The organism is Ruegeria sp. CDSA089 (assembly GCF_059612205.1).
The window spans coordinates 139,007-160,436 of record NZ_JBXWQD010000005.1 but is presented as its reverse complement, the minus strand read 5'-3'; the positions used below and the strand labels follow the sequence as shown (position 1 = coordinate 160,436).

Here is a 21,430-nt window from a genome sequence, read left to right as displayed (position 1 = left end):
CTTATGTTTTCTTGACTGATTTCAAAGCGTCTTCGGTAAAAATGCGCAGGCCCAGATCGGCGCGGAAACCGTGGATCTCCGACACGTCCAGTTCCTGCATGAATTTGAGAATTTCCGGGCTGATCACCTGCCCCGGCACCAGAATAGGAAAGCCGGGCGGGTACGGGATCACGAACGTGGCCGAGACCATTTCTTCGCCCGCCTCCAGCCGGTCCAGCATGTCATTATCGGGTTCCACGTAGTCACAATTGTCCTCGTCATAGGACAGGAAGAACGCGGTGCGGATATCGCCCGCTTCGGTGCCTTCAACACAGCGGAACGCATCATGGAAGCGGCTGAAGTCGGGCAGTGGCGGGACGTGTTCGCTCAGATTGCGGACACGCTTGTCGAAGGCGCGCTTTTCCATCTTGGACGCATCGTCCATCAGATCGTCCAGCTCCTTGGCGATCTCGACCAGCACCTCGATCAGATAGGCGACCGAGCTTCGCGTGGTGCCGATATTGGTCATGAACAGCACGGTATTGCGCGAGGTCTTGTTGATCTGGATGCCGTATTTGTCCATCAGGATCTTGGTCTTGAACGTATCACCGTCCCAGCCCGTTGCGCCCACATGCAGCGTAATCCGGGTGGCATCCAGAACAAATTCATCCTTCGCCCAGCAATCCCAAACGTCCGCCCAGCCCTGATCGGGATCGAAATAGCTGGTCATACCGCTTTCGCGGTACTCCTCGGGGATCATGTCGCCTGCAGTGACCAGTTTGAAGTATTTCTTCAACAGCGGATGCGTCGTGACCGCCCGGCGGATCGCCATGGCGCTTTCGACCTGACGCTGGACGAACTCATAACCTTCGATCTCGACCTGCCTGCGGCCAACATCCAACGAAGCGATGATCTGATAGTTGGGCGAGGTCGAGGTGTGCGTCATGTAGGCTTCGTGAAACGCTTCTTCCACAGCGCCTTTGAACTGTTGGTCGTTTACGTGGATCATCGAGCCCTGCCGCAGCGCGGTCAGCGTCTTGTGTGTGGATTGCGTGGCATAGACACGCACCCGTGCGTCCGGCGGGGCGATCAGACGGGTGTTCAGCAGGGTCTCATCATCCGCGCCCTCCAGCTCGACCTGTTGGGCTGCATAGGCTTCGGAATGGTCTGCGGATCGGAACTGTTCACGCAGGATATTGGCCGAGCGCATCGCCGTTCGCACGCGCGTGTTGGGTGCGAAACGGGCATAACCGAACCAGGCTTCATCCCACAGGAACACAAGGTCTTTCTTGATCGCCAGACATTCCTGCATCACCCGCTGAACGTTGTAGACGATGCCATCAAAGGTGCAGTTGGTCAGCAGCACCATGCGCACCTGATCCAGCTTGCCCTCGGCTTTCAGGGCCAGCAGCTTGTGCTTGATCTCGCGGATCGGCACCGCACCGTACATCGAGTAGTCGTGCAGAGGGTAGCTGTCCATATAGACTACGCTCGCCCCCGCCAACACCATGCCGTAATGGTGCGATTTGTGGCAGTCACGGTCGACCAGAACGATATCGCCAGGGCGCACCAGCGCCTGCACCACGATCTTGTTGCAGGTCGAGGTACCGTTGGTAGCAAAGAAGGTCTGTTTTGATCCGAACGCACGGGCGGCGGCCTCTTGCGCTTCCTTGATGGGGCCGCGTGGCTCCAGCAGAGAATCCAGCCCGCCCGATGTGGCCGAGGTTTCGGCCATAAAGATGTTCGACCCGTAGAACGCCCCCATATCCTGAATCCAATGGCTACGGCTGATCGACTTGCCGCGGCTGATCGGCATGGCGTGGAAAACGCCGGTGGGTTGCTTGGAATATTCTTTCAGCGCGGTGAAGAACGGGGTTTTGAACCGCCGCTGCACCCCGCGCAGGATGTTCAGATGCAGTTCCAGAAAATCTTCCTGATTATAGAACACCCGTCGGCACAGGCCCAGATCAAGCCCGGCGATATCCTCGGCCGAGCGGTCGGTGATCAGATAGGCATCCAGCTCAGGGCGCAGCATTCCAATCCGGCGACAGGTTTCCGGCCCGTATTCCGAAGGGGACAGCGCATCAAGATCTGCGCCTTCGCCGTAAAGGCTGATATAGCGCCCCAACACGTTGGTTTCGTTCTTGGACTTCAGGCTCAGACCCGGACGAACGATCACGGCCTGCACATTCTGGTTGAACAGAACGCCAATCAGCGCATCCTCGACGCTGGGCACCACGACGGTCTCATAAATGAACGGGTCTTCGCTGCGGCGCATCCGTTGCAGGCTGGATTGCAGGAACCGTTCCTGATGTTCGTTGACATTGTCGACGATCATTACCTCGAAATAGGGTCGCCCCAGCGCACGGGCTTCGTGGCTTTGAGCCGCTTCATCCTCGAACTCGTCGCCCTCGGTCTCATCCGCGATCAGAGGGATCGAGCGACGCCGATACGCCCCCGATGTCAGCGCGCGCGAGACCCGGCGCACGGCGGTCGAGAAATCGCCGAAATTGCCGTGGTCCAGCAGCCTGCGCAAATAGTCAAAGGCCGACGCGCCAGGAAACGCGAAATAAACCTCGATAGGGGCTAGTGCCTGAAGCAGACGGCGCGCCCTGTCCCGATCAGAGTCACCGGCGTTTTGATCCAGAGATTCGGCTGTTTCCCGCAGCGCGCTCCACCTGTCCGCCCGCAATTGCGAGGCGCTGTAATAGTCCGAGATGGTGTGGAGCTTTTCGCTGTCGGATAAGCCGTGCATGAGATCAATGTCCTTTCTGCAATTCCCGAAAAGCTGCGCTGGTATCAGTCTGTGCCTGAGCGCCCTTTGTAGAGATAAAGATTATCGGGCTTGGTCGAGGTATCTTCGTTGTATCCCAGCGCTGTTCTGGGGTCGGAAGCGGCAACACCGGCAACATCGCCCTTTTGCGGGATGCGCAGCGGCCCCAGCGTGTGCAAATAGGCATCTGCTCCGCTGGCCCGGTCATAAACCGGGAAATCCGCCTCGCGGTCGCGGAAGCTTTTGAGGACCTGACCCAGACCTTTCAGCCCGACCTCGCGCTGGCGGCGGACCTGGTCCAGATCGATCTCGATGGGGAAGATGTCCTCTTGCCCCGCCGACTGGTGAAGCACCGTAGCCGAGGGATCAACCACCAGCGACCGCCCCACTCCACCAGCGGCCAGACCGTTCACGTCGAACACGTAACACTGGAACTGCGCCGCGGTGGCCTTTGCAATCGACAATTCGGCCTCACGGTCAGTGGTGCCGGTCAGCACCGGATGCAGCAGAACCTCGACCCCCTGGCTGGTCAGGTGGCGAGTGGTTTCGGGGAACCAGATGTCATAGCAGATCGACAGGCCGAACCGACCCACATCCGGGACGTCAAAAATGCAGAATTCCGTGCCGGACGAAATGCTCTGTTCGTAGGGTTTGAACGGGAACATCTTCGAGTATTTCGAAACGATCTCACCCTCGGGGTTGATCACCACCGAGGTGTTGAAAATCCGCCCGTCCTCGCGCTTTTCGAACATCGAGCCGGGGATCAGCCAAATTCCATAGCGACGCGCAGCGTCCTGAAAACGCGACAGATCGTCATTGGGAAAAGGCTGGGCAAACCGGTCGAGCGGACCATAGGGGGCCAACTCGCTGAACAGCGCCATCTGGGTCCAGGGAAACCGCGCCATCATAATGTCGATCCGGTGCAGCATCGCGTCTACATTCGACTGCAACGCGCCCACATGCATCTGAATTCCGGTTATCGCAAAAGGGGTCATCTTGTTTGTCTCTTCTTCTTGCCGATTGCGACCGCCGAGGTGGTCCGGCGTTCTTCATCGGAACATGAAAGCACGGATTGGTGCAAGCCCACGATCCGCAAGGGGGTGATTTAGTCGGTCTCCTCCTCGCCGGGGGATTCCACAAAGTCGATATCGTTGCGCACCCAAAAGAACCGGAACCCGCAACTACGCAGCCATTTCTCCAACCGGTCCAGACTGGACCATTCCCGCCGCAGACCGCGCGTGGATTCCACCAGCGCCCACTGACCATCGACCAGAAAATAGACCGTCCAGGTGTTGGGATGCGCCGAGTGGTTGGCAAAGCCGCCGCTAACAACCTCGCGCGCGGTGCGCACAGCGACCGGATAGTCTCCGATCCTGTTTTCAGCGGCGAGGATGGCCAAGTCGTTCTGGCGGATCGTGAAAGTTGGAAAGGGAGCGTCGTTCATGATTTGCCTGTTAAAGAACACACCCATTCCGGTGCCCCACGATCCGTCTGTAGATCAGCATATGACGGATCACGCGGCCACGGTCTGGTTTGCCGGCTCAGTGGTCTCGCCCACAGCTTCAGCATCCTGATCCTGAATGGCGCGGAACAGGGCCCTGCGGCGCTCGCTGATATCTTCGGATTTCAGATTTTCGATCCGCGTCGCCAGTGTCCAGATATGACCAAACGGGTCGGCAACCGTGGCGCAACGTTCGCCCCAATAGGTGTCGATTGCCTCGACCATCAGGGTTGCGCCGTTTTCCAAAGCGGTCTCCAGCGCGGCATCCGCGTCTTCGACATACATGTGGTGGCCCACCGGGGTAACGGTGCCGGGAACAGTCGGTGCATGAGCGCCCCAGCCCGCAGTGACGAACAGCATCGAGTTGCCAATCTTGATGGCGGCAAAGCCGGGGGCCTCATCCGCGTCAAAGGCCTGAATCTTGGCGTCAAAGGCTTTTTCGTAAAATGCCAGCGCCGCGGGCACGTCCGCAACAGCCAGCGATGCCGTACAGGTGCGATAGCCGCGCGGTAGAGTGGCAGGCTTCTTTTTCATATCTCAAATCTCCGAATTGGGCGGGGGAACGCCCGATGAGACATGCGGGAAAATCCCACAGTATGAATCATACTGTGGATCAACTGGTCACTCATTGCAACACTATGGTTCATAGTGCGGATACATCCGCGATGACGGTCAGAAAGTCGGCGGGGTACAGGCGCTGACGATCCGGCATTTTTCCGGTCCAACCTGACGGAACCGGTGCGGGGTGCGGCTGTCGAAGTAATAGGCGTCCCCCGGCCCTAGCACCTTGCGATGATCGCCCACCGTAACTTCGACCCGACCCGAAATCACCACGCCGCCCTCTTCGGCCTCGTGGCCATACATTACACGTCCGGTATCCGCGCCCAGATCATAGGTTTCCTGCAAGATCATCATCGCGCGCCCGTGCAAGTTCGATCCCACCTGCCGCAGCGACAGCCCGCCCTTGCCGATCTCGGTCAGGTCTTCTGCGGCATAGAACACGGTCTGCTCGGCCTCGATCTCGAACGAGAAAAAGTCGGACATGCCGATCGGAATACCCTGCAAAATCCGCCGCAACGCTCCGACCGAAGGGTTCATCTTGCCCGACTCGATCAGCGAGATGGTCGAGTTCGGCACATCCGACTTTTTGGCCAACGCCCGCTGCGACAGACCCGCGCGTTCACGCAGGGCGCGCAGGCGCAATCCAAGGGTCAGATCATCCTGATTGGCGTTCTTCATGTTCACTATCCGCATCACTTGAGGGGTGCCGAGACCGTAAATCAAGGGCTTATGGTTGGCAAGAAACAGGCTTTCGCTCAAACCTGTGGCTACTACAGTCACGCGATCAGATTTACGGGCGCGCGCCCGACAACCCGAAAGGACGCAATATGCTGAATGCTCAGATTGCTGAACGCCGCAACACATCGATCGCGCAAGGCGTGGGAATGCAGACGCAGGTCTATGTGGACCGCGCTGCGAACTCCGAGGTGTGGGACGTCGAAGGCAAGCGTTACATCGATTTCGCCGCAGGCATAGCCGTTGTGAATACCGGGCATTGCCACCCCAAGGTGATGGAGGCGGTCACGACGCAGGCCGCGAACTTTACTCATACCTGCCATCAGGTTCTGCCTTACGAAAACTACATCCGTCTGGCCGAGCGTCTGAATGAAAAGGTGCCGGGTGATTTCACCAAGAAGACCGTCTTTGTGACCACCGGCGCCGAAGCGGTTGAGAACGCTGTCAAAATCGCCCGTGCCGCCACCGGCCGCCCCGCCGTTATCGCCTTTGGCGGCGGCTTCCATGGCCGCACCTTCATGGGCATGTCGCTGACCGGCAAGGTGCAGCCCTACAAGGCCGGCTTCGGCGCGATGATGCCCGACACCTATCACGTCCCTTTCCCGGTTGAGCTGCACGGCACCTCGACCGAGGATTCGCTGGGCGCGCTGACCAAACTGTTCAAGGCCGATCTGGACCCGGGCCGCGTTGCTGCCATCATCATCGAGCCGGTTCAGGGTGAAGGTGGCTTTTACCCCGCCCCGGCCGAGCTAATGCGCGGCTTGCGCGCCCTGTGCGACGAACACGGCATCGTTATGATCGCAGACGAAGTGCAGACGGGTTTTGCCCGCACCGGCAATTTGTTCGCGATGGAAGCCTATGACGTGGCCGCCGACATCACCACCATGGCCAAAGGTCTGGCGGGCGGTCTGCCGTTGGCCGCGGTCACGGGTCGTGCCGACCTGATGGATGCGGCGCAACCCGGCGGTCTGGGCGGCACCTATGGCGGCAACCCGCTGGGCATCGCCGCCGCCCATGCGGTGATGGACGTGATCGAAGAAGAGGACCTGTGCGCCCGCGCAAACGAGCTGGGCTCGCGTCTGAAACAACGTCTGGAATCGATCCGCGCCCGTACACCCGAGATCGTCGACATTCGTGGCCCCGGTTTCATGATCGCGACCGAGTTCAACACCACCGACGGTAGCGCACCAAACCCCGAGATGGCCAACGCCGTGCGGGCCGAGTCGCTTAAGCGCGGATTGATCCTGCTGACATGTGGCGTATATGGGAACGTAATCCGCTTCCTCGCACCGCTGACGGTGCAGGATGAGATCTTCGCCGAGGCGATGGATATCCTCGAAGCCTCGGTCGACGCTGCCAAAGGAGCCTGAACATGCTGGATACCAAAGTGACCAAGCTGGAGCTGAAAGATCCCAGCCTTCTGGAAACCCGCGCCTATATCAACGGCACATGGGTTGAGGGTGAAGCGACCTTTCCCGTTTACAACCCTGCAACCGGCGATCTGATCGCCAATGTGACCGATGTCAGCATCGAAGGCACCGCGCGAACCGTGGACGCGGCCTATGCGGCAAAGAAAGAATGGGCCGCGCAAACCGGCAAGGAGCGCGCCGCAATCCTGCGCAAATGGTTCGATCTGATGGTGGAAAACGCCGACGATCTAGCTACGATCCTGACCGCCGAGATGGGCAAACCCTGGGCCGAAGCGCGGGGCGAGATCCTGTACGGGGCGTCTTTCATCGAGTGGTTCTCGGAAGAGGCCAAGCGGGTCTACGGCGACGTCATCCCCGGCCATCAGCGTGACAAACGCATTGTCGTTCTGAAACAGCCTGTGGGCGTGGTCGGTTCGATCACCCCGTGGAACTTTCCCAACGCTATGATTGCCCGCAAGGTTGGTCCGGCACTGGCTGTAGGCTGTACCTTTGTGGCCCGTCCGGCAACGCTGACGCCTCTGTCTGCGCTGGCGATGGCTGTTCTGGGCGAACGTGCGGGCATCCCGGCAGGTGTGTTCAACGTCATCCCCGGCACTGACAGCTCGGGCGTGGGCAATGAGATGTGCACCAATGACAAGGTGGCCAAGATCACCTTCACCGGGTCGACCCGTGTTGGCCAGATCCTGATGCGTCAGGCGGCAGGCACGATCAAAAAGATGAGCCTCGAACTGGGTGGCAACGCGCCGTTCATCGTGTTCGACGACGCCGACGTGGACGCTGCCGTGGATGGTGCAATGATCGCCAAATTCCGCAACAACGGCCAAACCTGCGTCTGCGCCAACCGCATCTATGTGCAGGCGGGCGTCTATGACGAATTCGCCGCCAAGCTGGCCGAGAAGACCAAAGCCCTGAACGTGGGCGACGGTTTCGGTGACGGTGTCACCACCGGCCCGCTGATCAATGACGCGGCCGTCGCCAAGGTCGAGGAACATATCTCGGACGCGGTGTCCAAGGGCGCAACGGTCACGCTGGGCGGCAAACGCTCGGACCTTGGCGGCACGTTCTTTGAACCCACCGTTCTGACCGGTGTGACCCGCGACATGGTGGTGGCAAAGGATGAAACCTTCGGCCCTGTCGCGCCCCTGTTCAAGTTCGAGGACGAGGACGACGTCGTCGCCATGGCCAACGACAGCGAGTTCGGTCTGGCCTCGTATTTCTACAGCCGTGATCTGGCGCGCGTCTGGCGCGTGGCCGAAGGGCTGGAATCGGGCATGGTGGGCATCAATACCGGTCTGATCTCGACCGAGGTCGCGCCCTTCGGCGGTGTCAAACAATCTGGTCTGGGCCGCGAAGGCTCGAAATACGGGACCGAGGATTTCCTCGAGATCAAATACCTCTGCATGGGCGAGATTTCCTGACCCTATCGGGCAGGATCTGACCCCGCGGCACCAAAGAAAAGACCGGGCTTCAACGCAAGCCCGGTCTTTTCTTTCCAATTCTGGCGGCTTCAGAACCCTACCGGATCACCGCCTCACTCTTTAGTGCGAAAGGCCAAAGATCTTCAGTATCCCTTGCGCACAGAGCGATCCGCCGACAGCGAATTTTGACTCTGTTCAACCAGCATTTCGATTGCATCTGCCAGATGTTCCCGGTTGATGTGATGATCCCCGCGCGCGACGCGAAGTTTATGCGCTTTTAGCAGTACATCGGCATGGCGACAGCCTTCGGGCGGTTCGAACCTATAGCTTGCAATTTCAAGACGGAGCCCCAGCGGATCGCGGAAATAGATCGAATCCATGAAGCCCCGATCGACGGGACCCGTGTTATCAACGCCCCGCGCATCCAAACGCGCTGCCACTTGCCAGAATGTGGCTTGGCTGACGTTGAACGCGAGATGATGCAAAGACCCGATGGCCTCTGGTACAGGGGACGCATCCGGTTTCCGGTCTTCATTGGTAAAAATTGTGATGAGGCGCCCATCGCCGGGGTCAAAATACAGATGCCCCTCGTTAGGGTTGTCGAGGTTCGGCTGATCAAAAATGAACGGCATTCCCAGAACCCCTTCCCAGAAATCAATCGACGTCTGTCGGTCCGCTCCGTTGATCGTGATGTGGTGTACGCCCTGCGTTTGAATTTTCTTAATCTGATTGGACTTTGACATATTGCGACTCCGGGGTTTGTTCACTCAGGCCTGACCTGTCGGGTTTGATTTCTGCTGCATCACAGGTGCGGGCCCAAGGTTCCTAAGCTTTGCCAGTGCAACAATTTTGCGCCCCACATTGGTTTTCAAAAACGTTTCAGCCGGGCCCTTTCACGTGTTGGTGACAGAATACTGCATTTCCCTTTTGCACGGCTCATTTGGTCAACCGGTCTTCTGCGAAAAGCTTAGGGTCAATGATCGCGACAATGTCGCTGCCGCTGTCCTGCAATCCAAGCCTTTCACACAAATAGGCAGACGCAACATTGCCGGGCGCAATGCCCGTCTTGAACCCGGTGGCGCCAAGCTGATCATGAGAGTGTATCAGAGCCATTGCACCCAAGATTGTCGCAATCCCCTCACCCATACGCTGGGGTTTGGTCGAAAGCTGACCCCATTGCGCGCGACGATGCAACGGGCTGCTGGGTGGATGACACAGAACCGAGCCCGCGGTTGCAACCGGTGCACCCGACCTGTCAACGGCGACCATGGCAAACCCGGGCCGGGACACTCCACGCATAACCGGTCCGATCGGAGGCAAAACTCCGTGGCTCAATGCAACTTCGGCAAAAGCTTCCAGCCATTCCGGCGGAGAGTCGCGATCAATCACGCGCACGGTCAAATCTTCGGGCAGCGCCCGCGCCTCGACAACGTGGCGCGCGACGTCAACGCAATTCAGGCCTCCCAGATAGCAGGCTATCGTATCTGTTTTGAAACCCTGGCTTTCAATTTTTGCCAGCGTTTTCGCAACCTCAGGGCGTGGTATGCTCTCTATCGCGGTCACACCAAGGATCCGGGCCATTGCATAGGCATCATCCAATGCCTCGCTATACTCATTGGAAACCTGAATACCCCGCCCATGGCTACAGAACCGAGGGTCGTCCCCCAGCAGATGCAAAAGATGCTCGCCCGTGGTGGACATATGTCGCTGGGCTTCACTACCAAACACTTCCATCGGTTTTCCTTCAGGGCACCCCATGACAGTGAACCGATGATCATTTGATCAGGGGTGCGCCGTCAAGACGCTCGACCGTATTCTACCCGCCATGTCTCGGACTTGAGATTTCCCTCAGAAAACTTGCGCTTGCTTCGTCGGATGGAAAGAACAGTTCGATCTTCAAGTCATCCAGAGTGACATCCGTCACGGTGCTGAATTGCGCGACAGTCCCAAACATCGACACCCGTTGCTCCCCAAAACGATAGATCGCCGGAACCGTTGGACCGGGAACCATATCCCTGTGGATGCTTGCAAAAGGCGCAAGCGCCTTGGCCGCAGCGTCCAATTCGGGCAACCCGCCAGCATTCGCGCTTTCCGAGCGCAAACGCAGCATTGTATGATGCGCAACCTCAGGCCAGTTTTCTACCAGCTCGGCCATGACCGGGCTTGTAACAAGCGCCAACAGGCTTTGCCCGGTTTCGATCCCAAGCGGTGTAAACAGAAGCTCGGCCGCTTTGTTCAATCTGACGATCCTCCAAACCCGATCCAGCACAATCCCCGGGTAGGGGTCATGCTGTTTCAGTGTCCATTCTACGGCATCGCGGATCGGGGCCATGGCGGCGTCATCAAAGGGAGTTTTGGCAAAACGGGCGGCAAAACCTTCTGCCTGCAGCATCTGGTTTCTAGCGTCGACAGGTACATCCATAACGTCCGAAAGATGAAGGATCATATCTGGGCTGGGCCGGGAACGACCGGTTTCGAGAAAGGATATATGTCGCGCACTGACATTGGCTTCGGTCGCCAGGTCAAGCTGGCTCATCCGCCGAAGCTTCCGCCATTCTTTCAGCAAACTGGAATAAGGGGTCATGGTGCCACCTTAGTGACCCTGCAGGTAGAAATCACTTACCTCTGACGTAATTGATCTCGACCCGCCCCGACCGCATGAAGGACACCATCGAAAGGAGGGCGTCATGACCCCACAACACATCGCGATGCGACGGTCCGGCACGGCATTGGTCGCCACCGGAGTTCTATTTACATTGACCGCACTGCCTGCCTTGCACAGTCTGGCGCATATCTTTCTGACAGTGGCGTATTGGCCGATCCACTCGGTTGCAGCCGAAATCACGGTCCCAGCGCCATTGTTGCTTGCAATTGTTGGCGGTCTGACGGCCGGGCTAGGCGCGATGCAATGGGCGTTGGGAACCTACGTTGTGCCGATATCCCCTGCCGCCGCAGCCAAAGTGGCACAGATCACCGCATGGGTCTGGTTTTGCACCGACAGCACTGGCTCGGTCTTGGTCGGAGCGCCCTTAAACGTTGCCCTCAACATTTCCTTCCTGCTGTTGATCCTCTGGTCCAGCCGACCGCAACCAGATGAAAATCCTTGAGGATCTGACGTTTTCGATCACCCAGCGATGGGTTCAATCTCGAATTGTCGAGGCCCGCTGCAAGCAACGGGCACGACGTCAGGGTTTTCAAAATCCATATCGACGGACACACAAATACAAATTCACCAGAGTTAAGTTGGAAATAGCCGGGTGGGATACAAAAAGTACTGGGTCAGCACAAAGGTGCCCTGCAACATGCCTGCAAAATCTCACTCGATGAAACTGATGACTGATTTCAGCAAGCGCCGGATGATCGTTTATAAAAAGCGATAGAACTCCAGGGGTGCTGAGTTGCAAAATCACGTTGAGAAACCTGTTTCCAGCTTGAAAAGGTCAGAGCCCCAAGGGGCTCTGACCCGTACCAGCGGCGTTACATGTCACTATCCGAGAACGGACGCGGATAGTTGTTGATCTGCTCGGGCGTGAAGGGCAAATTCTCGACCTCGACTGGCGCGGTATAAAGCTGCCGCGTTTCGGGCCGTTCGTTTGCGATACCCGTCAGGGCAGGCCCCGGAGTCGGATCGGGACGGTTCGGATATTGGTCCATCCACAGCTCGTGCCGAGCGCGTTGGCGATTGAACATCGACTTGATGTGGAACTGCTCGATCATCTCGCCGGTTTTCTCGCGCGGGTCGGTATAGAGATCATAGAACTCGTTCTTCGACAGGCCGGGAGTTGCGTTTTTCCAATCCCGCTTGAACCGGCCCTTGACGCCAGCCGACAGGTTGGGACCCTGATAGATCATGACATAGTCGCGGCGGCTGAAGCCGTCTCCGTTCAGCAACAGCGAGGTCTGATCGACACCGTCGATCACCCGGTCGGTTGGGATGGCATCCATCGCACCTCCAAGGCGCGCGAAGGTGGTGAAAAGGTCGCTGACATGCAAGATGTCCCCCACGATCTGATCGGGCTCAATCACACCCGGCCACTTCGCGATTGCCGGAACCCGCACACCGCCTTCGGTAAAGTCACCCTTACCGCCTGTATACAGCGTCTCGACCATGCCACGCGGCCCGTAGTGAATGAATGGACCATTGTCGGCCATCACGATCACCAGCGTATTTTCGGCGATGCCCTTGGCCTCGAGATGGTCAAACAACTCTCCCACGAATTGATCGATTGCAACCAGACCTTCTTGCGCAAGGTTCTTGTTGGCCGTGTCTTTCTGCGTCTTGCGCGGATCAGGAAAAAATGCCGCCAGGATCGGGTGATAAGCGATGAAAAAAGGCTTTTGCTCCTCGACACTCTTGTCGATGAACGCCAGTGTCCGGCGCTGCGCTTCTGTTTCGATATCCCAATAGTTCTCGATATTGGGCGGCGGGCCCCATTCCAGCGTCTCGCCGCCTTTGGTTCCCTCAAGCGTCCAGACCTGACCCAACGGCTGCCAGGAATTGTCGATGTCATATTTGTCTTCACCATAGAAGTCCGGATAGAGGCCGGTGATCACGTTGCCGACCTCGGCCTGCGGTATCCACATCGACGGAACCTGATTGTAGGGGGTAAACAAGGCCTCGTCATAACCCTGGTTGTGGGCGTATGAGAACTCGGTATCCCCCAGGTGCCACTTGCCGTAAAACGCGGTGTTGTACCCGGCACCCGAGAGGACCTCGGCAATGGTCACCTCCTCAGCATCCATGCCTGAATATTCAACGGGGAAGGACACTGTGTGCATCCCGCTGCGCACGGCGTAGCGGCCGGTCTGAAATGCTGCCCGCGTGGGGGTGCAAGCGGGTTCGGTATACATGCGCATGAAGTTGATCCCTTCATCCGCCATCTGGTTCATATTGGGGGTCTCGAACCCACGCACGGCCTGAATTTCGGGGATGCCAACCTCGCCCACGGCGGTGTCGTCCCACATGATGTGGATGATGTTGGGTTTGGTGCCGTGTTCAACCGCAAGCGCATCGAGTTTTTCCTGAAGCGCGGCATCTTCGGTCGCCCACCGCTCGCCGTGCTGAGCATGAAGGATGTAATGTTCGGCGTCGTGGATGATGGGCTGAGCCGCCACATCCGACGAAAGCACAGCTGCCGCTGCGCCACAGATTGCCAGACTAAATTTCATTTCAGTTTCCCTTTCCTCTATGCTGTTTCCAATAAGTTGATCGGATCCGCGCGGCTGGCGTTCAGCCCCCAAGATTGCGTTCAAGTACGGTTTCGATTTCGCGGACCAGCCCCTGCAGGCTTTCAAGCAGAAGGTCGCGTTCGGCCTGTGTCCCCGGATGCGAGCTGGGACGGCATCGGATCAGAGCGTTCAGGTCACCGGCCAGCAGCTCGTAGTCGCGGCAGATTTCGGCGAAGACTACGTTGGATCGCCGAAGCTGCGTGATAAGCACCTGCCGGTCCGGCAGGTACAATTCGACCGTCGAAGGGTATAGTTCCGATCTGTCAATATGCAGAGCCATGCATGGCAGCATGAGCGCGGTTGAAAGGACCCGATAGGGGTTATACGGTGAAATACGACGTGAAACCGTGACTTCATACCGGTTTAGAAACTTGTTTTTGTTGACTTAAGCGACTCTGAGATGAGCGGCGCATCGAATATGGAAAAGCGTGACGAGCCTTTGGCCGAAGCCCAGATCCGAGAGGCGTTGGCCAGAGTTCTCAACAGCCCGCAGTTGTCAGCCTCGGCGCGGTTGCAGGACTTTCTGACTTACGTTGTCGACGAAAGCCTGCACGGTCGGGGGCAAGCCATTGTCGGCAAAATTATCGCGCAGGATGTTTATGGGCGCGACCCCACCAAGGGCAGCGACAACGTTGTTCGGGTTGATGCGCGTAGGTTGCGACGGGCGCTCGCGGAATATTATGGCGCGGATGGTGCGGATGACCCAGTGCATATCCATATCGACAAAGGCCACTATACGCCGCGGTTCGAAGCACGGTCGCAGGCAGATCGGCCAGGACCACAACATGCGCGTGCTCAGGGAAGACGAATGCCAGCGCTCTGGCCCATTCTGATGGTCGGCGCGATTGTCAGTTTGGCAGTTGTATTCTGGATGTCTTTTAAGGAAACGCCGCAACCCTCAGAAACAGAAAACGCAAGCAATGCTGCGCAGGAACGGCTGGCTCTGGCGGCAAAATCAATGGCAACATTGCAGGCTGCCAACATGTCGCAAAAGGCCAGCGAACTTTTGTTTCCCATAGCGGATACAGATCATCAGAATTCGGCCACGCAAATGTTCAAAGAGGCCATCCGCATCGATCCCGAGTATTCAGGCGGCTATGCAGGTGCTGCGCACAGCCTGTCAACTCTGGCTATTCTGTCCCCAGAAGAAACCCGGCGGCAGGCGATGCTTCGCGAAGCGTCGCAGATGTCACAAAAGGCGGTCGATCTTGACCCGACGAATGGTTGGTCAATCTCGTCTCAAGCATGGCTGGCTTTTGCTTCGGGCGACTTGGAAACCGCAAAAGAATTAGCGGATCGGGCTTTCAAACTCAGCGACATGGATGCGCGGGTTTTGGATTTCAGCGCGGTGATCTTTTTACTGACAGGTGATTTTAAATCCGCTCAGATGATTTCTGACCCGGAACAGCCACGCAGAGCTGCGGGATTGCATCACGCACATCGAAACATTTTTGGCGTCGCGAGTTTCCATTTGGGCAACTACGAAGCCGCTATCTCCGCCTTTGATACGGCCATTGCTTCCGGAGGTCCCGTCAGTGAGTTGACACTGCTTTTCAAAGCCGCCTCCTATCAAGCTGATGGTCAGACAGATATGGCAAAAGTGCTTCTTTCAGAACTGGCACAGATTTGGCCCGATTTTCATCCTTCTGTCGCGCTGAACAGGCTATACATCAACCCCGATCACGCGAACGCTGTGCTGTCGCAATTGAAAGCCGCGGGTTGGCAAGAAAACCCGAATGTGCCGAAACACTCGGACGCCAATTGACGGGCACGACGGCCCGTTCTGCTTTGCTTGCGACGTCTCCCTGTTAGTGAAACACGGTTTCACCAGCGTCGTCGCGGATGGTCGTTCCCTTGGTACCGGCCACGATCCCAGCCAGATCAGCCAGGGCGCCGATGGCGGCGGATTTGCCGGTCAAGCGGGCGAACTGAACCGCTGCATCCACCTTGGGACCCATCGAGCCTGCGGCGAAATCATAGGCGTCGATCGCATCAGGTGTTGCCGTCTTGATGCCACGTTGATCATCAGTGCCCCAGTCCAAATAGACGCTGTCCGCATCGGTGGCTGAAATGAACAGGTCCGCCCCCACTTCGCGAGCCAGCAGTTCCGAGGCCAGATCCTTGTCGATCACCGCTTCGATCCCCTCCAGCGTACCCGCGTCGTTATAGACGGTGGGGATTCCGCCGCCACCGGCGCAGATCACCACGGTCTGTTTCTCCAACAACCATTTGATCGGCCGGATCTGGAAAATCCGCTTGGGCAGGGGTGAAGCGACCACGCGCCGCCATTTGTCGCCATCGGCGCGGATGTCCCAACCCTTGTCAGAGGCCAACCGTTTGGCCTCGGCCTTTTCATAAACAGGCCCGATGAACTTGGTCGGGTTGGCAAAGGCGGGGTCCTTGGCGTCGACCTCGATCATGGTCAGCAGCGTGGCCAGAGGGGTTTCCTGCGGCAGGCGGTTGCCCAGCTCCTGTTCGACCATATAGCCGATCATGCCTTCGGTCTCGGCCCCCAACACGTCCAGCGGGTAGGCTTCGTCCGGTTTGTAAGCATTGCCTTGCAGCGCCAGCAGGCCGACCTGTGGGCCATTGCCATGGGTCACGATCAGCTCGTTGCCTTCGGCGATGGTGGCCAGCGCCTCGGCGGCGATGGCGGTGTTTTCGCGCTGGTTCTCCGCGGTCAAGGCCTGACCGCGGCGCAGCAGCGCATTGCCCCCAAGGGCGACGACAATGCGCATGGCTCAGCTCCCTAATGTGGCGACCAGAACCGCCTTGATGGTGTGCATCCGGTTTTCCGCCTGCTCGAACTGGATCCCGGCGGGGCTTTCGAACACCTCTTCGGTCACTTCCATTTCGGTGATGCCGAATTTCTGATGGATGTCCTCGCCCACCTTGGTTTCCGTGTTGTGGAAAGCGGGCAGGCAATGCATGAATTTGACGTTCGGATTGTTCGCCGCCGCCATCAGATCGCTGTTGACCTGATAAGGTGTCAGCTCCTTGATCCGGCTTTCCCAGACCTCGGCTGCCTCACCCATCGAGACCCAGACATCGGTATGGATAAAGTCCACGCCGTCCACCGCCTCTTTCGGATCGTCGGTGATGGTCAGCTTGGCGCCATAGCGCGCGGCGGCCTCTTCGGCAGGACCTCGGAATTCGTCCGAGGGCCACAGCTCTTTCGGGGCGCCGATGCGCACGTCCATACCCATCATGCAGCCCGCGATCATCAGCGAATGACCCATGTTCGAGCGCCCGTCACCAACATAGGCATATTTGATGTCATGCAAGGGTTTTTCGCCATATTCCTGCATGGTCAAAAGGTCGGCCAGCATCTGGGTCGGGTGGAACTCATCCGTCAGGCCGTTATAGACGGGCACACCCGCATAGTCGGACAGCGTTTCGGCCAGATTCTGACCGAAGCCACGGTATTCGATCCCGTCGAACATCCGGCCCAGCACGCGGGCGGTGTCTTTCATGCTTTCCTTATGCCCGACCTGCGACCCCGAGGGCCCAAGATAGGTGACGCCCGCGCCCTGATCCATCGCCGCTACTTCAAAGGCACACATGGTCCGGGTCGAGGTCTTTTCAAAGATCAGGCAGATATTCTTGCCCTTCAGGTGCTGAATCTCGGATCCGGCGTATTTCGCACGTTTCAGGTCGCGTGACAGGTCCAAAAGATAGCGCAGTTCGCGCTGGTTGAAGTCGAGCAGTTTGAGGAAGCTGCGGCCCTTGAGGTTAAATGCCATCGTCTTCGTCTCCTTTTCGTCATCAGTCTCAATAATCTACGGGGTCGCGCCAGATCGGGCAGGTCATGCAATGCCCTCCGCCACGTCCACGGCCCAGTTCGGACCCGGAAATGGTGATCACCTCGACACCCGCCTTACGCAGCAGCGTGTTGGTATAGGTGTTGCGGTCATAGGCCACGACCACGCCGGGCTCTAGCGCGACCACGTTGTTGCCATCGTCCCATTGCTCGCGCTCCTGATTGAACGCATCACCACCGGTCTGCACGATGTTTAGCGATTTGATGCCAAGGCACTCTGCCGCGACATCAAACAGGTGTTTGTCCTCACGCCGGAACTCGATCGAGCCCTCTTTGTTGCCCGGATGCAGGCTGATACACTGGATCTCGTTACAGACATCCACAAAAGCGGTCGCGGTTTCGCGGTCGCAATGGCTAAACACCGTATCCAGATGCATGGCCGCCCGGCTGCGTGGCATCTGGCAGGCCACAACCCGTTCCGCCGCTCCCTTGGCGAACAGCGCGCGTGCCACCTGACCCACCGCCTGCGGGCTGGTGCGTTCGCCCATACCGATCAACACGCTGCCATTGCCCCAGGGCATGACATCGCCGCCCTCGACCGTGGCCGCGCCATGATCTTCGTCGGGGTCGCCCCACCAGATTTCGAAATCCCCGTTCTTGAAATCAGGGTGGAACTTGTAAATCGCGGTGACCAGCAGCGTTTCAGGCCGCCGCGCGGGCCAATACATCGGGTTCACCGTCACACCGCCGTAGATCCAGCAGCTGTTGTCGCGGGTGAACTGCGTGTTGGGGATTGGGGGGATCACAAATCCCAGAGGGCCAAGGTAGCTGCCGAACATGCCCGAGGGCTTGAAGGGCATATCCTCGACCGCGATGCCGCCGATCAGGTACCTGGCCAGTTCTTTGGCCGGCATTTCATCAAGCCATCCGCGCAACTCAGTCAGCATGCCGACGCCAACCTGATTTTCCGTGATCCGCCGTTCCAGCACCCAGTTGCGGGCATCTTTGTCCTTGAGTGTCGTCTCTAGCAAAGCGTGGAATTCCAGCACTTCGACCCCGCGCTCTTCCATTTTCATGCGGAAATCAGCGTGATCGGCACGGGCTTTGTGCACCCATAGAACGTCATCATACAAAAGCTCGGCTGCGTTGCCCGGGGTCAGGCGGGAATGGGCAAGGCCCGGTTCGCACACCATCACCTTGCGAAGTTTGCCAATCTCGGAATGGGCTCCAAATCCAGTCATGATGTCTCCTTCGGTGTTGCTTTGCCGGACTGCCAGCGCAGCCAGACATGGATGGGCAGACCTGCCAAAAGCAGCAGAACGCCCCAGAAAACCACATCCTCACCCGCGCCGTAGATCGCCCAGAGCGCGTAGGCAAAGCCCAACGTGGCAAGGATAAGGATGTTGGGTGACAGCCGGATGTGGTCGCCCCGACGCGCACGGATCATGATCTCGGCCAGGGCACATAGCAGATAGGGGATCAGGGTCGACAGCGTGGCCAGCAGGATGATGAATTCGAACTGCTCGGCCAGCGACCGTGTGTAATTCATGGCAATGAGGGCACTGGCCAGAAGGCTGGACACGATCAACCCAAAGGCCGGTGTACCTGAGCGGGACAGGCGCGCGAAATAGGCCGGGAACAACCCGTCGCGGGCCGCGCCTAGGGGCACCTGCCCAGTCAGAAGAACAAAACCGTTCAGCGTCCCAAAGGTTGAGATACAGGCCCCGATGGCGATAAAGACAGCGCCACCGAAGCCCCACATGACCGTGGCGACATCGGCAAGCGGCGCATTGCTTCCCGCCAAAAGTGACGAGGGCACGACACCGAGCGCCACATAGGTTGTCGCGATATAGATCAAAGCCGCCACGCATGTGCCAAGGATCGTGGCGCGGGGAATGGTGCGCTTGGGATCTTTGACCTCACCTGCCGGGACGGTCGCCGATTCCAGCCCCACAAAGGCCCACAGTGTCAGCGCAGCACAAGTTGAAATCGCCGAGATGTTGGACATTCCACTGACATTCACCGGTTTGAAATTAGCGCTGTCTACATATGCAAAGCCCAAAACGATCAGCACCAGCAGCGGAGCCAGTTTCATCACGGTGGTCACGACCTGAATGATCCCCGCTTCACGCACGCCGCGCACGTTGATCCAAGTCAGCAACCACATCGACCCCAGTGCCGCGGCCAACCCGGCCAATGCGCTTTGGCCCACGGCAGGGACCATAACGCTGAGATATCCAGCAAAGGCCACGGCCACGGCGGCATTTCCCGACCAAAGGGCGATCCAATAGCCCCACGCGATGATGAACCCTGCAAAATCCCCAAAGCCTTCGCGGGCATAGGCATATGGCCCACCGGTATCAGAAGACAGGCGCGCCAGCCGTCCGAAGATCAGCGCCAGGACGATGGCTCCTCCGGCGGTCAGAACCCATCCCGCCATCGAGATCGGCCCAAACGCTGCAAGAGACGACGGCAGCAGGAAAATTCCCGACCCGATCATATTGCCCACCACCAAGGCGGTACACATCCAAAACCCAAGAGCGTGTGGGGTATCAGAAGAGGTCATCGGACAGCCTTACGCAATTGCCGACAGGCTGAGACCGACCATGATGATCACGATCAGTACACCCAGCAGCGGAAGGGTGAATTTCAACCACCGTTCATAGGGCACACGTCCCAACGCCAAGCCACCCATCACCACAGCCGAGGTCGGCGTGATCAGGTTCACCAGACCGCTAGCGGACTGATAGGCCGTGACGACCAAAGAACGGTCCACGTTCGAAAAATCCGCCAGTGGCGCCATGATCGGCATGGTCAGAACCGCCAGACCCGATGAGGACGGCACCAGGAAAGACAACAGCCCCTGCAGCCCGAACATGGTATTGATGAAAGCCACCTGACCCAACCCGTTCACTGCACCCTCGGCCCAATACAGGATCGTGTCCGTTATACTGCCAGCATCCATCACGATAACGATGCCACGTGCAATCCCGATCACCAGCGCCACGCCCAACAGATCACGCGCGCCATCCACGAAAGTCGAAGTGAACTCTTCTTCTCCCATCCGTGCGATCAGCCCGACGACGATGGCGGCCACAAGAAACAGGCCCGACATCTCGGCCATCCACCAACCTCCGACGGATACGCCCCAGATCATTACGCCGAAGCTGGCTGCAAAGATCACAAGGATTACACCATGGGTGCCCGTAAAGGTGACAGGCGCATCGCCCTCGCGTTTGCCTTTGAGGAAATGTGTTTCATTGCTTTCGCGTTTGTCGGCGACGATCGACAGCTGAGGGTCGGCTTTGACCCGCGCCGCGTAGCGCATGACAAACGCGACACAGGCCAGCCAGCAGACCGCAAGCAGTCCAAAGCGCAGCATGATCCCATTGGTGAACGGTACCCCCGCCGCGTCCGAAGCGATCACGGTGGCAAAGGGGTTGATGGTGGATCCCAGCGTACCCACGCCCGCGCCCAGCATGATGATCGCCACACCTACAGCGGCGTCATAACCCGCCGCAATCATCACCGGAATGATCAGGGTGTAGAAGGCCAGCGATTCCTCAGCCATGCCATAGATGGTGCCGCCTGCAGCAAACAACGCCATCAGGATGGGGATCATCCACTTTTCATGCCCCTCCATCCTTGCCATCGCTTTGGCGATGCCTGCGTCAATGGCTCCGGTATGGGCCACGATCCCCAGAAAGCCTCCAATCACAAGAACAAACAGCGCAACGTCGACGGCCTGAGCCTCATAGGTGGCGGGATTGTAGAACCCCGCAATCGGTGCCAGAACCACGTCGAAAAAGCCCTGCGGCTGCGGGTCAACTACCTGATAGCTGCCTGGAACCGGGACATCCTTGCCCAGCTGTTCATTTGCGACTCGGTCATACTGACCGGCGGGCACGAACCAAGTGGCGATCGCAACCACTGCGATCAAAGCAAAGAGAATGGTGTATGCAGTAGGGAACTTGAACTTCATTTGAACGATCCTCTGAAAATACCGAGAATGAAAGCTAAGCTGCCTGCGTGCCCGATGATCTT

Annotated in this window: 20 protein-coding genes; 4 read left to right on the top strand and 16 right to left on the bottom strand. The window is 58.3% G+C overall.

Features of this window, described 5'->3' with window-relative positions:
• Nucleotide 1: 1 nt before the first annotated feature.
• From AC2FJ6_RS13560 to AC2FJ6_RS13540, 5 genes are all read right to left on the bottom strand, one after another.
• Complete coding sequence (locus AC2FJ6_RS13560; protein WP_170773269.1) at nt 2–2,734, bottom strand: aminotransferase class I/II-fold pyridoxal phosphate-dependent enzyme; 2,733 nt, start codon at nt 2,732–2,734, stop codon at nt 2–4.
• Between the two features lie 44 nt (nt 2,735–2,778).
• A complete protein-coding gene (locus tag AC2FJ6_RS13555; RefSeq protein WP_170773267.1) occupies nt 2,779–3,747 on the bottom strand; it encodes a carbon-nitrogen hydrolase family protein in 969 nt (322 codons plus the stop codon).
• 110 nt (nt 3,748–3,857) lie between these two features.
• Entirely contained in the window at nt 3,858–4,196 is a 339-nt protein-coding gene (locus AC2FJ6_RS13550; RefSeq protein WP_170773265.1) for a hypothetical protein, read from the bottom strand.
• A 69-nt stretch (nt 4,197–4,265) separates the two neighbouring features.
• On the bottom strand, nt 4,266–4,787 hold the full coding sequence (locus tag AC2FJ6_RS13545) for a VOC family protein (RefSeq protein WP_170773263.1): 522 nt from the start codon (nt 4,785–4,787) through the stop codon (nt 4,266–4,268).
• Nucleotides 4,788–4,925: 138 nt separating this feature from the next.
• A complete protein-coding gene (locus tag AC2FJ6_RS13540) occupies nt 4,926–5,492 on the bottom strand; it encodes a cupin domain-containing protein (RefSeq protein WP_170773261.1) in 567 nt (188 codons plus the stop codon).
• Nucleotides 5,493–5,641: 149 nt separating this feature from the next.
• On the opposite strand from AC2FJ6_RS13540, the gene AC2FJ6_RS13535 reads away from it, so the two are divergent.
• Together AC2FJ6_RS13535 and AC2FJ6_RS13530 are read left to right on the top strand one after the other, a co-directional pair.
• Nucleotides 5,642–6,919: a 4-aminobutyrate--2-oxoglutarate transaminase gene (locus AC2FJ6_RS13535; RefSeq protein ID WP_496669318.1), complete on the top strand. Its 1,278-nt coding sequence runs from the start codon at nt 5,642–5,644 to the stop codon at nt 6,917–6,919.
• A 2-nt stretch (nt 6,920–6,921) separates the two neighbouring features.
• A complete protein-coding gene (locus tag AC2FJ6_RS13530; RefSeq protein WP_237215846.1) occupies nt 6,922–8,397 on the top strand; it encodes an NAD-dependent succinate-semialdehyde dehydrogenase in 1,476 nt (491 codons plus the stop codon).
• A gap of 143 nt (nt 8,398–8,540) precedes the next feature.
• Here AC2FJ6_RS13530 and AC2FJ6_RS13525 read toward each other — a convergent pair whose 3' ends face one another.
• The 3 genes from AC2FJ6_RS13525 to AC2FJ6_RS13515 all read right to left on the bottom strand — a co-directional run bounded on the left by AC2FJ6_RS13525 (nt 8,541) and on the right by AC2FJ6_RS13515 (nt 10,981).
• Complete coding sequence (locus AC2FJ6_RS13525; protein WP_480877062.1) at nt 8,541–9,122, bottom strand: VOC family protein; 582 nt, start codon at nt 9,120–9,122, stop codon at nt 8,541–8,543.
• A gap of 211 nt (nt 9,123–9,333) precedes the next feature.
• A complete protein-coding gene (locus AC2FJ6_RS13520) occupies nt 9,334–10,131 on the bottom strand; it encodes a GNAT family N-acetyltransferase (protein ID WP_496669317.1) in 798 nt (265 codons plus the stop codon).
• An 82-nt stretch (nt 10,132–10,213) separates the two neighbouring features.
• A complete protein-coding gene (locus AC2FJ6_RS13515; RefSeq protein WP_496669315.1) occupies nt 10,214–10,981 on the bottom strand; it encodes a helix-turn-helix domain-containing protein in 768 nt (255 codons plus the stop codon).
• 103 nt (nt 10,982–11,084) lie between these two features.
• Between AC2FJ6_RS13515 and AC2FJ6_RS13510 the strand changes: the two genes are divergently transcribed.
• Nucleotides 11,085–11,504 (top strand): hypothetical protein, encoded by a 420-nt coding sequence (locus AC2FJ6_RS13510; protein ID WP_480876948.1) that lies wholly within the window; start codon nt 11,085–11,087, stop codon nt 11,502–11,504.
• Nucleotides 11,505–11,874: 370 nt separating this feature from the next.
• Here AC2FJ6_RS13510 and AC2FJ6_RS13505 read toward each other — a convergent pair whose 3' ends face one another.
• The 3 genes from AC2FJ6_RS13505 to AC2FJ6_RS13495 form a co-directional block, all read right to left on the bottom strand.
• On the bottom strand, nt 11,875–13,566 hold the full coding sequence (locus tag AC2FJ6_RS13505; protein ID WP_496669313.1) for a sulfatase-like hydrolase/transferase: 1,692 nt from the start codon (nt 13,564–13,566) through the stop codon (nt 11,875–11,877).
• A 61-nt stretch (nt 13,567–13,627) separates the two neighbouring features.
• Nucleotides 13,628–13,906, bottom strand: a complete 279-nt coding sequence (locus AC2FJ6_RS13500; protein ID WP_170773249.1) for a hypothetical protein — start codon at nt 13,904–13,906, stop codon at nt 13,628–13,630.
• A 216-nt stretch (nt 13,907–14,122) separates the two neighbouring features.
• Entirely contained in the window at nt 14,123–14,413 is a 291-nt protein-coding gene (locus tag AC2FJ6_RS13495; protein WP_170773247.1) for a hypothetical protein, read from the bottom strand.
• A 21-nt stretch (nt 14,414–14,434) separates the two neighbouring features.
• Between AC2FJ6_RS13495 and AC2FJ6_RS13490 the strand changes: the two genes are divergently transcribed.
• Nucleotides 14,435–15,391, top strand: a complete 957-nt coding sequence (locus AC2FJ6_RS13490) for a tetratricopeptide repeat protein (protein WP_496669311.1) — start codon at nt 14,435–14,437, stop codon at nt 15,389–15,391.
• Nucleotides 15,392–15,434: 43 nt separating this feature from the next.
• On the opposite strand, the gene arcC is transcribed toward AC2FJ6_RS13490, so the two are convergent.
• From arcC to AC2FJ6_RS13465, 5 genes are read right to left on the bottom strand one after another with little or no spacing between them, the layout of a single operon-like run.
• Complete coding sequence (gene arcC, locus AC2FJ6_RS13485; protein WP_170773244.1) at nt 15,435–16,364, bottom strand: carbamate kinase; 930 nt, start codon at nt 16,362–16,364, stop codon at nt 15,435–15,437.
• Between the two features lie 3 nt (nt 16,365–16,367).
• Complete coding sequence (gene argF, locus AC2FJ6_RS13480) at nt 16,368–17,369, bottom strand: ornithine carbamoyltransferase (protein ID WP_496669309.1); 1,002 nt, start codon at nt 17,367–17,369, stop codon at nt 16,368–16,370.
• A 28-nt stretch (nt 17,370–17,397) separates the two neighbouring features.
• On the bottom strand, nt 17,398–18,627 hold the full coding sequence (locus AC2FJ6_RS13475) for an arginine deiminase (RefSeq protein WP_170789896.1): 1,230 nt from the start codon (nt 18,625–18,627) through the stop codon (nt 17,398–17,400).
• Nucleotides 18,624–19,952, bottom strand: coding sequence for an amino acid permease (locus tag AC2FJ6_RS13470; protein WP_170789895.1), 1,329 nt, complete (start codon nt 19,950–19,952; stop codon nt 18,624–18,626). Before AC2FJ6_RS13470 ends, AC2FJ6_RS13475 begins: the two co-directional genes overlap by 4 nt.
• Nucleotides 19,953–19,961: 9 nt before the next feature.
• Nucleotides 19,962–21,368 (bottom strand): YfcC family protein, encoded by a 1,407-nt coding sequence (locus tag AC2FJ6_RS13465; RefSeq protein WP_496669307.1) that lies wholly within the window; start codon nt 21,366–21,368, stop codon nt 19,962–19,964.
• Between the last annotated feature and the right edge of the window lie 62 nt (nt 21,369–21,430).